The 13478-nt window shown below is 36.8% G+C and carries 13 protein-coding genes; 1 reads left to right on the plus strand and 12 read right to left on the minus strand.

Translation table 11 applies throughout. The features are described from left to right. Window positions 1-157: 157 nt before the first annotated feature. From OSO01_RS03065 to OSO01_RS03075, 3 genes are all read right to left on the minus strand, one after another. The gene (locus OSO01_RS03065; protein ID WP_147208566.1) at window positions 158-826 is read right to left on the minus strand and encodes a DUF1129 family protein; all 669 of its coding nucleotides are present in this window, start codon (window positions 824-826) and stop codon (window positions 158-160) included. Further along, entirely contained in the window at window positions 804-1154 is a 351-nt protein-coding gene (locus OSO01_RS03070; protein WP_147208569.1) for a PadR family transcriptional regulator, read from the minus strand. Before OSO01_RS03070 ends, OSO01_RS03065 begins: the two co-directional genes overlap by 23 nt. Before the next feature lie 267 nt (window positions 1155-1421). Then, complete coding sequence (locus OSO01_RS03075; RefSeq protein WP_147208572.1) at window positions 1422-2336, minus strand: LysR family transcriptional regulator; 915 nt, start codon at window positions 2334-2336, stop codon at window positions 1422-1424. Window positions 2337-2447: 111 nt separating this feature from the next. Here OSO01_RS03075 and OSO01_RS03080 point away from each other — a divergent pair, with 111 nt between their 5' ends. Beyond that, window positions 2448-3560, plus strand: coding sequence for a citrate synthase/methylcitrate synthase (locus OSO01_RS03080; RefSeq protein WP_147208575.1), 1113 nt, complete (start codon window positions 2448-2450; stop codon window positions 3558-3560). A gap of 206 nt (window positions 3561-3766) precedes the next feature. On the opposite strand, the gene OSO01_RS03085 is transcribed toward OSO01_RS03080, so the two are convergent. From OSO01_RS03085 to OSO01_RS03130, 9 genes are all read right to left on the minus strand, one after another. Continuing rightward, complete coding sequence (locus tag OSO01_RS03085) at window positions 3767-5203, minus strand: putative ABC transporter permease subunit (protein WP_147208578.1); 1437 nt, start codon at window positions 5201-5203, stop codon at window positions 3767-3769. A 693-nt stretch (window positions 5204-5896) separates the two neighbouring features. Beyond that, window positions 5897-6079, minus strand: coding sequence for a hypothetical protein (locus OSO01_RS03095; RefSeq protein ID WP_147208584.1), 183 nt, complete (start codon window positions 6077-6079; stop codon window positions 5897-5899). Window positions 6080-6092: 13 nt separating this feature from the next. Next, window positions 6093-6284 carry a hypothetical protein gene (locus OSO01_RS03100; RefSeq protein WP_147208586.1) on the minus strand — a complete coding sequence of 64 codons (192 nt, stop codon included), beginning with the start codon at window positions 6282-6284 and terminating at the stop codon, window positions 6093-6095. A gap of 6 nt (window positions 6285-6290) precedes the next feature. Further along, on the minus strand, window positions 6291-7316 hold the full coding sequence (locus OSO01_RS03105; RefSeq protein WP_147208589.1) for a LolA family protein: 1026 nt from the start codon (window positions 7314-7316) through the stop codon (window positions 6291-6293). Window positions 7317-7513: 197 nt separating this feature from the next. Beyond that, window positions 7514-8593 (minus strand): LolA family protein, encoded by a 1080-nt coding sequence (locus tag OSO01_RS03110; protein WP_147208592.1) that lies wholly within the window; start codon window positions 8591-8593, stop codon window positions 7514-7516. A 3-nt stretch (window positions 8594-8596) separates the two neighbouring features. Continuing rightward, window positions 8597-10054, minus strand: a complete 1458-nt coding sequence (locus OSO01_RS03115) for a HAMP domain-containing sensor histidine kinase (RefSeq protein ID WP_147208595.1) — start codon at window positions 10052-10054, stop codon at window positions 8597-8599. Then, a complete protein-coding gene (locus OSO01_RS03120; RefSeq protein WP_147208598.1) occupies window positions 10051-10761 on the minus strand; it encodes a response regulator transcription factor in 711 nt (236 codons plus the stop codon). Before OSO01_RS03120 ends, OSO01_RS03115 begins: the two co-directional genes overlap by 4 nt. Before the next feature lie 132 nt (window positions 10762-10893). Beyond that, window positions 10894-12645: a sensor histidine kinase gene (locus tag OSO01_RS03125; protein ID WP_147208600.1), complete on the minus strand. Its 1752-nt coding sequence runs from the start codon at window positions 12643-12645 to the stop codon at window positions 10894-10896. After that, on the minus strand, window positions 12642-13358 hold the full coding sequence (locus OSO01_RS03130; RefSeq protein ID WP_147208603.1) for a response regulator transcription factor: 717 nt from the start codon (window positions 13356-13358) through the stop codon (window positions 12642-12644). The genes OSO01_RS03125 and OSO01_RS03130 overlap by 4 nt, the downstream gene beginning before the upstream one ends. Between the last annotated feature and the right edge of the window lie 120 nt (window positions 13359-13478).

Below are 13478 nucleotides of genomic sequence, written 5' to 3' on the forward strand. Positions count from 1 at the left end.
TCTTATATTCCAAGAATGTTTTCTGACTGATTGATTTCTTTGTTGCCTTACTTTTGGTTTTTTGATTAAGAGGCGATGTGTAAATTTTTAAAACTGTATTAACACGTTCCTCTTTTCACATTAAATAGGCGGGACAATGTAGAACTTCTATAATTCACTAGTTACTTTTAACCACCTTGGACATACCCCATATCACTCCTCCTAAAAGAAGGGATAACCACCAAGTAAAACGGAAAGACGGACCGATTTCAGGCAGCCATACACTGATTAAAATAAAAGCTCCCATACCTGCAGCAGCTACTGCCCCTACTTTCACAGAATCTTTCCATTCTGCATGATTCTTTTTAAAAACAGAACGATGGATTACATTCATAATATAACGTACTACTCCCATTGCCATGACACCTAATAATATAGCTGTAATTAACAATTTAAAAATATTCACCTGGTCATTTACTTCTGTAAATAGCGGCAGCACCAGTAATACCACACCTCGAATAATCAAAACATATGGTACGATTTGAAAAAGAAACAGGGAGGCAAAAAAGGTAAACCATGATCTTTTTTCCTCTTCAGGAAGCTGCTCAATCAATTGGTCAGCATATTCTTTAGGTTCCTCGCCAAATATATCGATTGCGGTCTTCCCTTCTTGCTGTCCTTCAAGTAAATGATTAAGCAATTCAAGAAGTAACTCTTCTGTATGCTGTTCGGATACTTGCCAATTTGTCCGAATATACAGCATAAGATCCGAATAATATTTTTCGTTATCAACGGTTAATTGCTCCCGCTTTTGATTATTCTCTTCAATCATCTGTTTCACGTTCATTTATTCTCCCCCTTTGCAATAATTCGTTGACTGGATTTACTAAAATCCGCCATTCCTCCTGAATCATTTCAAGCGCTTCTTCGCCTTGTGCGGTAATATCATAATATTTACGATTTGGACCAGAATCAGAAGGTCTCATCTCTCCTTCGATCATGCCATTCTTTTGCAGGCGTAATAAAACTGGATAAATCGTCCCCTCGCTCACATCGCTTAATCCAACCTGCTGTAACTTCCTTGAAAGCTCATAGCCATATACTGATTCCTCTGCTATCACAGCTAATATACAGCCATCTAAAATCCCTTTTAACAGCTGACTCCGTATCGACATCACATCAACTCCAAATACTATATTGTTTAACAAGATAGCTATTTGTAAAAAAAGCTAATGATCTGTATATCCATTAGCATAATAAATTATTTTATCACTACTTTGTATAACCAAGTAGTTGCCTTTATTGTATATATTAGCGTTTTTATTGTCAAGTTTATATGGAGGGTGAATACTTTTATAAAATAGGTTACTTGAAACTATGAGAATATAAACGGTAATAAGTTGTCTTAAAAAGGGTCTCCAATTGAATGGAAAATATTTTTTCTAATAATTATCTTCTGATGTAAGAAAATTCCAGGCTAGTATGTGAAATATTCTTTGAGAAAAGATCGGAATAACCTGTTTTCTTCTGTATCCTCGAGTAATGATATAAGTAGATGCCCTTGGAAGCTTTAATTCCGGTGTTCTTACTTCCAGCAGACGCCCTTCCATCAGCTCCCGATTCAGAGATATTTTTGGGAGAAAAGAAAAACCCAGTCCCTCTTCAATAAATCTTTTTGTAATATGAACCTGTGTAACGACCACGGTACGCACCTTAGGATACTTTGCATGGATGGCACTCAATAGATCATCCCAGTACTCTGGGTGATTATAAGTGAATAATGTCTGATTTTCGAACAGGTCGCGGATATCAATCGGCGGACTGCTTTCCAGATCACCGCCATCATGTGGACATACACAGACTACCTTATCTTCTTTTATTTTTTCCACATATAATGTTTTTTGTAAAGGCTTCATCTGCAGCAGACCTAAATCAGCTTCACCTTTTTCAATCATTTCACTAATTTCTTTGGAATCCTTCACCTGCACGATAACTTCAACATCTATATGCCGCTCCATAAATTGTCTAATAATATACGGAAGAATCGTGGCTGCCAGTAATGGAGAAACAGCAATGTTCAGTTTTCTTTTATAGCCCTGTTCCCAGGCCAGTAAATCATGTGTACTCCGGTCATAGGAGGCCAATATCGATCGGGCATGGGGCAAGAATCGGCGGCCGGCTTCTGTAAGAACGATACTGCGTCCAGATTTCCTGAAAAATTGTGTGCCTATATCTCTTTCAAGCTGCTTAATATGTGCTGTTACGGTGGGTTGGGCCATGTACAGTTTTTCTGCTGTTTTTCTGAAATTTTCATTATCTGCAGCTATGATAAAAGTCCGTAACCAATTAATATTCATATTATCACCTCAATTGATTATGTTTTTTAATCAATTATTAACTAAATAACTAATATTCATTATTATATATATCATTTATAATATTAACAACAACAATATTGGAGGGGTTTTATGGATTTCCGTCCTGGTCTTGAAGGTGTTATCGCCGTGCAAACTAATTTAAGTTCTATAGATGGTGAGAATGGACGCTTGATTTTTCGTGGATATCGTGCGGATGAATTAGCTCGCAAGCATGTATTTGAAGAAGTTGTCCATTTACTTTGGTACGGGGGTTTACCCGTCAAAAATGAATTAGAAAATTTGAAAAAGCAGCTTCACGAAGCAAGGAAATTACCGGAAGATATCGTTCGCATTATCGATGAATTACCGGAAGATATGGAAATGATGGCTGTTTTAAGAACATGTATATCTGCATTAAAGGCAAAACCGGAATGGCCGCCAACATTAGAAGAAGCAGTCCGTATAACAGCTGTGATCCCAACGATACTTGCTTATCGTTACAGATCTTTACATCACTTAGAATTTGTTCCGCCGAATCATCAATTAGATCATGTGGCCAATTACTTATATATGCTTACTGGCAAAAAACCAAAAGATGCACATGTAAGGGTGATGAATGCTTATTTCGTTCTTACAGCAGAGCATGGCATGAATGCTGCTACATTCACATCAAGAGTAATTGCATCTACTGAATCTGATTTGTTTTCTGCAGTTACCGGAGCTATCGGTGCCATGAAGGGGCCGTTGCATGGAGGTGCGCCAACTGGTGTCATATCCATGCTAAACAAAATAGAAACAGTCGAAGATACTGAAGATTGGCTAAGGAAAAAACTGAATAACAAGGAAAAACTGATGGGATTCGGTCATCGTGTTTATAAAACCAATGACCCCCGGGCTGAAGCATTGAGAGATGTAACGGAAAGTTTATCGGCCGATGACGATTGGTTTTTACTTGCAAGACATGTAGAAGATACAGCTATCCGTCTGTTGGAAGAGTACAAATCTGGACGCAGGCTTTATACAAATGTTGAATTTTATGCAGCTGCTGTATTTAAAGCTGTAGATCTGCCTGAGATACTGTATACTCCTACATTTACTGCCAGCAGAGCTGCCGGATGGTGTGCTCATGTTCTTGAGCAGGCAGAAAATAACCGGATTTTCAGGCCACTTTCTGAGTATGTTGGGCCGGGGAGTATGATTAAAGAAAATACTCAAAGAGGCTAGGAGAATACTAGCCTCTCTGGTAATACTGCACTAAAATATTAATCGATAAATAAAGAAAAATTTTTCTGATAATATTATCTATTATTACTGCGGATACACATCTGATTTATCAGATTTATGTTTACCGAACATAAAATAGTTATATTTTCATTAAATACCGCTTCATCTATCGGAAAAATTGAATTTTTCACTTAAAAGAACAAAGCTTAATACAAGCTGCCGCCAGATTTCCGTTTAAACTTAGTCTTTCCACTTGTTTCGCTCACTATATCGATAGTGACACCACGATTGATCCGCTTCGCACTCACGTACAAGAACAACCATGCAACACCAATAGACAATAGTAACATCAGCAAGAGGCCTAAACCAGTTACTATAACTGGGTAACTTGCTTTCCATGTAAGCAAAACACCGAATAGACTTAACACAAAGCCGAAAAATCCGGAATTATTATTACCCATCTCAACGACAAGTGAAGCTGCCTCATCAGGTATAAGCATTAATGCGTAAGGTATGCTTAAAATAGCTAAATAAACATACGCCAACAATAATAAAATCATGGATGTTCTAAAGGTTAACCGCTGTTGCGGATTGCCCGGATTATACCTCGCACCAATTGTTCCAATCCAAATTCCTATCGCACTGATTCCGATTGTAATTCCTGCTTTCAACAAAATTCCAGCGATAAACTGCCACCATGCCCAGCCGAGTAAAATCCCTACAATGCATTCCAAGATTGTTAAAATAATGAGTGGAAGTACCCAGCTGATCCATAGCTTTCCCAGAGCTATATCTCTCCCTGATAATGGGAGTATGCGTAAGACCCACGCGGATAATCCTTCTCGCGCAATAGCCGAGGCAGCGAGCTGTCCGTTAAACAATGCATAAATAAACAGAAAAAATCCTTGAGCAATTGGCCATGAAATTTCATTAAATCCACGTAGTTCACTTAAGCTGACGTCACCACTTATGAAACCAATTAAAGGAAAAACAATGAAAAAGGCGAGCGGTAAAAATGCCATCCATTCCCTCATATCACGCTTAATGGAAAGCCATTCTTTCTTCCCGATCGCAATAACTGGATGTGATACACCCTGTGCACGTTCTTTTTTAGGTTTACGCTTTTTCTTTTTACGGCTTCCCTCACTCATTCTAATCCAGCCCGTACGGAAACCTTTCTCAACTAACATCGTTGTAAGTAAAACCGACACAGCAGTGAGTAATATAAATAAAATCATAGGCAGGAAAAAGCTCATTGATCCATTCGCTGCACTAATTATTGCATCACTCCCCCAGCTTACCGGCACCCAATCTGTTAAAATCGGAAGCCCTGCCATGAGGGAGTCTGTAAGTGAACGGCCACTTGATATCTGTGGTAACATAAATATCAAATAAACAAATAATCCTGATAGAAAGCTCATCGCAGTCATAAATTCGTTTGCCCGGCTTGCAGGCACAATTTGTATAACAATTAAATTAAGCAGGTAGGCGATGGATAGTCCAATAATTGACGTTGCAAGCAAAACAAGCAAGAGTACAAAATAATATAAAAAACTGGCACCACTAGCCACTCCATAAGCAGTAAATGGTATTAAAAAAAGAAAACAGCAAATAAAGGTGTACCGATAAAACTTTGAATATATTTCATTAGAAAAATATGCCTTGTTTTAATCGGGAATGTAAATAGAAACTCTAAATCAGTTGCCGAGTACATGTGCTTAAACACTTGAGGCATTCCTATTAAAATAACCATCCCAATTATCATTAACATGCTGTAGGAAAAGATACCGGCCAGCATTGGCTCAGTCAGCGAACCAGCGATTCGCCATATCGTTTGAGAAAATAAAAATAACAGAACAGCCAAAACTGCAAAAATAACAAGATAAGCAAAATAGTTTTCAGATCTTGAGATTTAAGTGTATTCACAAATATTCTTTGCTGGTTTTTGATCAATTTTTTCATCATAATGGGTCACCTGGCTGATCCTCTTTCGCCATCTCCTGAATGACCGCTTCTTGATCATCACTGCCTGTTAACTCCAGGAATATATCTTCCAGACTTCCTTCCGCCTTTATTATAAACTTTTAAATACTTTCTGGTCATTAGGTTAACAGCATAAAGTTCTTGGCATCGAACTACTACAATCAATAACAGATTAATTCCTTAAACTCTCTATTTCTTCTTTTTTCTCTCATTGAAGGCAATTAAACTAGCTGAGGCTGAGGCTACAATAATAACCGTTAAAATAAAGTTAACCATTTTTTATTATCACTTCTTTTCTAAGAATTAGTTTGAAAATGTATATACCAGGAACGATTATAATTAGTTTTACTTTTTTAAAACGGAAGATTTTGATAAAGTGGAACCATCAATATAATTGTTGATAAGCACCCTGCATATATTAGTAAAGCAATTAATTTCCCATTCTGCTCTTTTGAAGGTTTCACAAGCTCCCTGGACACGATAATCCAAATAATGATAGAAACTATCGCTGCTATGACAATAACTTCTGGTGACATACTCAACATCTCCTTACCTTTCTTTTATTTTCTGATTACGGATAATACCGTAAATAGCCAAAGTTAATGTAAATAAACACAACACTGCTAAGACAATAGCAGCTGCTCTATCATCCTCATAAAGACGATAAGAAGAAAATCCATTTCCCCATGTATTGATGAATAAGGCGACAATAATAAGAGGATGTATCTTTACTTTTTTCACAGTGAATCACCTCTTGTTATAAGATTGTCTATTTAAGTCCGAACTCAACGCCATGCTTTCTGCCTTCTTTATTATTTCTTCTTTTTCAATATCCGGGTTAATTAGAATGATGGCATACCGCAAACCATCTTCATCCCAGGTAATACTATTTACAATCTTCTCGTATTTTGCCTGCTTCCCCCGGATTTTCAAATCAGCTTTTTCTATTTTCATACCCTCAGGTGAATGAAAAATAGTTAAATAGAACATTGGAGTATCCTCTTTTGAATAATAAGTTAAATTTAACTCATCACGTGTTATTTCCCCTTCAATATGATGTATCTCAACATCTTTTAAATTAAATTCTTTTTCTGAAAATAGATAAAAGGACTGTTCAAGAATTTCTTCTGCTCCTTCTAATGTTACTGTATCCGGAGCGTATGCTTCTAAATCCTTTATTTCAACACCCTCTGGAATATTCAAAGTGAATGCATCCTCTGGAAATTCCGGTGAGAAATCTATTTCTTTATATTGCATCTCAATTTGAACACCGCCATTATTCGAAATCATTTTTATAATAAATCCTGTTTTCTTGTCCACCCACAATACTGTATCTCCAAACAATTGATTCGATGTTTTAGCTTTTGCATCTATTTGTACTGTATCGAAATCAAGTATTGTTTCTTCTCCTATAAATGTAAACTCATGAGAACCATTCATTATGCCCATCACATTATTAATTTTCTCTTTTGGATCCAATGATTGTATATTCTCATCCTCTGCTATATCCAGCTTAAAAGCACGTCCGTTATACTTGTCATAGATAATTACTTTTTCTCCATCATTCCATGCTTCTGACTTCGCATCTTCTCCAAGAAGCTGATCATTAGTAACTATTTTTCTTTTTCCATTTGCAACGTACTCCTCTAAGATACTATGTTCTATTAATTCTTTTCCTTTATATACTTTTGATTCTGATAAAGTATAATAATTCTCTATTCCCTTCCCTAATTCAGCTGCCTTCCTCATAATTTCTTCTGCGGATATATTCATATTTCTCCTCCTAATATGGTAGAAGGCTAAATACTATCCTTGACCGTTTTCAACTGAAATGGATGATATTTAGCCTTTTTAATGTGAGTATTATATTCTTGGACCGATAGTGAGAGATTTTAAATAAATGCAATAATGATCAAATACATATATACCAAATCTTTATCTTTCCTCACCGTCCTCGATATAACATCAATCTAATCCTCTTCCGAACTCAACACCATATCTTCCGCCCATTCGATGATATCATCTACTCCTTCTTCATTATCCATCCGCATCACAAAATAATTTAAACCGTCTTCATCCCATTTCATACTACTAAACATTTCTTCATATTCTGCCGGAATTCCCCTAATTTCCATATTGGGGTCTTCTATTGTTGTATCCTCATCAGCAATAGAAATAAACAGTTCGAATAATGAAACACCTTCTTTGGTACCATAACTTAATTGTATTTCTTCCCCTGATTGTTCATTATCTAAATCATGCACTTGTATATCCATAATTTGAATGTCCTCTTCCGGAAAGATTAAAAACTCCTGACCCAAAGCTTCCTCTGCTTCTTCTAATGTCACCGAATCAGAAGAAAACATATCCTCGATATTATTAATTTCTACGTCATCTGGAATCTCCATTGTGAACGTATTCTCATCAAACTCTGGTGAAAAATCAAGTTTCGTATATTCAGATTCTGTTCGAATCTCAGCAGCTTCAGAGATTGATTTTATAACCATCCATGTTTCCTTATCTACCCACACCTCTGTATCTCCTAATAAACTATTTGCTTCTTTTGCTTCTATCTTAATATGGAAGGTATCTCGATCTAGGAGTTCTTCCTCGCCTACTACTTCATAAGTATGCGAATCCTCCATTGTATCTATCATGGCTTGGAAATTTTCCTTTGGGCTTAATGCATATATATCTTCCATTTCCGAAGTATCTACTTCCATGACGGTTTCGTTTGTTTTATCATATACCTGCATCATTTCACCATCGTTTAACGCCTCTGCCTCTTCTCCTTGCAATTTCCCTTCCATTACAATTTTCCTATCACTCCCTGAATGATATTCTTTCATAATCATCTGTTCTGCCAGTTCCTCTCCTTCAAACACCTTCATTTCAGCTTCGCCATAGAACTCAGTAATTTCCTTCTCTGATTCAATTGCATTATGAATGATTTCCTCGGCAGAGACCTGCATATCCTGCGAACAGCCTCCTAATACGATTGTAAAAATAATTAGTCCGATTAAGCTTTCCTTCCATCTACGTTTTAACATGTTTTATCCCCTTTCTTTTATCCAGCATACAAATAAGGTTCCTTCATTTTCACTTGACCATATATTTATTTTCCCTTTATGATTTTCCATAATTATTTTCGCAATGCTTAAGCCTAGACCTGATGTTGCTCCTTTACCCCTTGATGCATTATCTTGAAAAAATGGTTCAAATACTTTTTCTAACTGACTTTCTTCCATTCCTTTTCCTTCGTTTTGAATCAGAATAACTGTTCCCGCTTCTCTCCATCTGTTCACTTCTTCTTTAAATGACGGGAAAATCCAATCTGGTAACGACTTGGTTGATGCAACCGCTGCCAGCCAAATCTGCTTGTGCTGCGGAGTATATCGAATACTATTATCCATTAGATTATCTATCAGCCGGATCATTTGCTTCGGATCGAGTTCGTATGCATTACGAACTGCCCATTCTGTAGTTAATCGGATATCTTTTCTTGCACATGGCTCTTCATAGCCGGAAAATAACATTTCAAAAAATTCATTTCCATTTACTTGTACAGACTGCAGCGTATTTTTGGATGATTGGAGTGCTGTAAATATTGATAAGTCATCAATCATTTGTTTCATATGCTCTAATTTATCATGGAGAATCGTTTGATATTCAACTCGATCTTCTTTGGTTAAATCATAATCTTCCAAAGCCTCTGTATATGTTCGTACAACGGTAAGTGGTGTTTTTAAATCATGGGATAAAGCAGCGATCATATATTCTTTCTCTTTTTGCTGTTTCACAAGAGCTTCTCTAGTTTCTATGATTTGATTTTTCATTTCTTCAAAATGGGTATTTAATTCACCAATTTCATCTCGTGATTGAATGAGCTTTTTATCCATTTCCTTCCCATCTGCAAATGCCTGCATATGCTCCTGCAACTGATTCATCGGACAATTCAGTTTTCGATTGATTGCTGTAATGACGATAGCATATAGCAGGATAAAAAAGACACCTGAAGAAATCAGCATAATCAGCATATTTTGATTCGTAGTTTCTACCCAAGCTTCTCTTCCTTGTGTAATTTCATAGATACCTGCCAGCTGTTTATCTTCATCAAACACTGACTTTTTATATGAATAGGTTCTTGCTTTTTTCTGCATTGCATTTAAATTTTCAAGTAGTGTATCTTGAGACTTCTGCATAGTAAAAATTGCTTCCGGCTCCATCGTTGAAAATAATTGAACACCGTCATAACGATATAGATCAACTCGAAGACTGGCATTTCCCAGCTTCTGCAATTGCTGGTATCTCTCATCGCCTACACGCTTATATAAAGATGCATCATTCAACTCGCTATCTAAATCCGAAACAAGTTTTTGAAATTCAAGATATTCCTTTAAATCCTCTTCCTGATTATAATTCTGTAAACTGACATACAGCAGATACACCGCCACTACCGGCAGCAGCATCACTACAAGATGGCTTACCATCAGCCAATTTTTAATCTTCATGATAGCTGCTCTCCTACAAAACGATATCCTGCTCCCCAAACCGTCTGGATAAATTTCGCCTGCTTTCCAGTGTCCATTAATTTTGTGCGGAGACTTTTAATATGCACTGTCACGGTATTATTGCCATTTACATTTTTCAGCTGCCAGATATGCTCATAAATTTGCGCTTTCTCAAACGTAATAAACGGATTTCTGGAAAGTAAAAATAAAATTTCCTTTTCCTTCGCAGTCAGAACAAGAAGCTCATCCTCCAAAAAAACCGCGTCATTTAAGAAATCAATGGCTAATCCATGTGTATACTGTGAAATTTGCGAATCATAGTTTTTACTTGTATAGCGCTGGTACCTCCTTAAATGGGACTGGACACGAGCTGTTAATTCCTTGAGACTAAACGGTTTGGTTAAATAATCATCTGCACCTAAATTCAATCCCTTAATTTTACTGTCATCCTCCCCTTTTGCGCTGACAATTAATAAGGGAACATCACTTTCCAAACGGATTTTTTCACACAGCTCATAGCCATCCATCTCCGGCATCATCAAATCGATAAGTACCATTGAATAGGCTCCTGCTTTAAAATCCTCCCAGCCTTCCACACCAGTTGATGCCCATGTCACCTGATATCCTTCTCTGTCTAAGTGATCCTTCATGATACGGGCAATTTCATAATCATCTTCTACTATTAAAATATTAGTTCTCTCTTCCATCGGGATCCCTCTTCTCTTACTACTTTTAGTATAAATCATCTATTAGGCTGACTTTGAAATCTTTATTTTTAGTTAATAATTGCTATGTAAGAACGCGTTACAGCCTCATATACACTGTAACGCGTTCTTTAATTATTCTGTATCGCAGGGCAAAACTACTGTTACAGTTGTGCCCAGATCTTCTTCTGACTGAACAGAAATCGTTCCCTGATGCAGCTTGGCAATTTGTAAAGCAATACTCATGCCAAGACCTGTTCCTTCATTTCTCTCTTCTGTATTGGTTCCGCGGTAATAGCGGGTGAACAGATGCTTTTGTGTTTCTTCATCCATCCCGATTCCATTATCAATAATTCTGATTTCCAATGCCTTTCCTTCTCCCAATTCAGCTGCTTCGATCTTTATTGCTATTTCAGGCGGATTATGCTTCCAAGCATTGTACACCAGGTTATCTATCATTCTTTCAAACAACCGCTCATTGACTTCTATTTTTTTATCTGGATGAATGGGTTTGTATACAATCTGGTAATCCTTAAAGGCTACATCCTTTTGAAACTTCTCCAAAATCTGTTTCATAAATTCATTGATGTTAACCAGGCTGAATGTTAGCCTATTGGCATCATTTTTCAGCCTAAAGCTGAGCGTAAAGTCTTCGATTAAATCAACCATATAATTACTTTTATCAGTGATGGTATCTCCAATCTCCTGAAGCTCCTGCTTCGACCAGTCATATTCCCTATTTCCCAGCAAGCGGCCATAGCCTTCCATGGTAGTCAAAGGCGTACGTAAATCATGGGAAATACCTGCAACCCATTCCTCTCTGCTTTTTTCCAGCTGTTCTCTTTCTTTTCGCGAAGCATCTAGTTTAGCAGCCATATCATCAAATGCCTGAAAAACCTCTTTATATAATTTATATCGTCTTTTTAATTTGCCGTTTTTACGATATACTTTTTTCTTCTCCTGCTCTGTTAACACTTCTTCATAATTACCATTTCCCATGCGGTTCAGCCAATTTGAAAAAATAAATAAAGGACTTCCATAGCGGAAGCTGTTCCAGAAAGAGATAAAGACAGTTACTAGCAATATAATCCCAGCTAACCCAACGAATACAAAAGTAATGTTTCTATATAATGTTAATGGCATATCTTGATTTTGTTCATTTGGCGTATATAAAATCCATGAATTACCTGAATCTCTATCTAAAAAAGTATACTGCTTTTCAGAGAAATGATCTGGAGAAGTGTCTTTCTCAATCATTCCTAGTGGTTGTTCTTCTACTTGTTCCTGATTTCCAAACTGTTGAACCAAATTCCCTGCTTCATTATAAATAACAAGTTTTCCTTCCAGCCGGTTCAATTTTTCTTCTACCTCAGACTTGTCTGCTTCTGGAATGCTACCATTGATCTTGACGTTTTCTACCAATTCATTCATCAGAATTGTTCCTGAATCTTTATAACCCAGTACAAATAAATATTCGTTTCCATTCCCATACAAAGGTTTTTCTAATGAGTATTTTACAGCAGATTCTCCCAGCTGTTCCCGCTCCTTCATCTGTATCATGTCAAAACTGTTATAACTTTCTTTTAAATCTTCCGGGACATTTTCAGACTCAATCACGTTTCCCCCTTCATCTATAATTTGCAGCCACACGTTTTCTGGTAATACATCACTAATATCGTTTCCCATTTCTTTATAATCGTATGGATCACCTACTTCAATTGCAAGTTCCTCTAATTGTGCTTGATAATAATCTGCTTCTCTATCCTCGTTAGAAATGTAATACAAACCGATAAAAAAGGCAGTAAAAACAACAACAATCATTAACAAAGAAATAAAACTAAACTGAATGGAAAAATGAAAAAATAACCGGCTCCGTAATTTCTTCATGAGGCATTCCCTTTCACCAATTTATATCCCAGTCCCCGCACAGTCAGCAGTAATTCCGGTTTACTCGGTTTGACCTCAATTCTTTCTCTGATTCTTCTAATATGTACGGAGACGGTATTTTCATCTGCATAATGCTCAAATCCCCAAACAGCCTCCAGTAAATCCGCTTTAGAAAAAATTCTGTTCGGATGCTTACATAAGTAAAGAAGCAGTAAGTAAACCTGCGTTGGACACGGAACGCTTTCTCCATTAACCTTCAGTTCTCCTGCATTTTCATCCAATATAAAACGGCCAAAGTCATATTTACCGGATTTTTCAAATGCATAGGTTTCTTTTTTAGTTGATTTCCTTCTTAAATAAGCTTTGATTCTTGCCGCTACTTCTAATGGATTAAATGGTTTCGTAACATAGTCGTCTCCGCCTGTCGCAAAACCTGTTAACACATCTAAGTCAGATACTTTTGCCGTTAAAAAGAGAATATAGGCATCCGTAAGCTCTCTGATCTTCGGACAAAAATCAAATCCGCTTCCATCTGGCAGCATCACATCCAAAATAATAACTTCTATTTTATGTTCCTTTAATATATGTATGGCTTCCTGCCCTGTATAAGCTTTATGTACATGCTGGAATCCTTCCTTCTTCAGCATCATCTCCAGCATACTCACAATTGCTTTTTCATCATCGACGATTAAAATATCTGTCCGTTCCTCCACGTACAACACCTCCAATAGGTAGCTTAACACAGCAAGTTTACGAACAGTTGAACAAATCGGTGCTTTTTTTATTTATTGGTAAAGTTCTGTTCAAATACAAGACAGCTGTGTTTGCTAGAG

Source organism: Oceanobacillus sojae, assembly GCF_007991515.1.
Taxonomy (GTDB): Bacteria; Bacillota; Bacilli; order Bacillales; family Amphibacillaceae; genus Oceanobacillus; species Oceanobacillus sojae.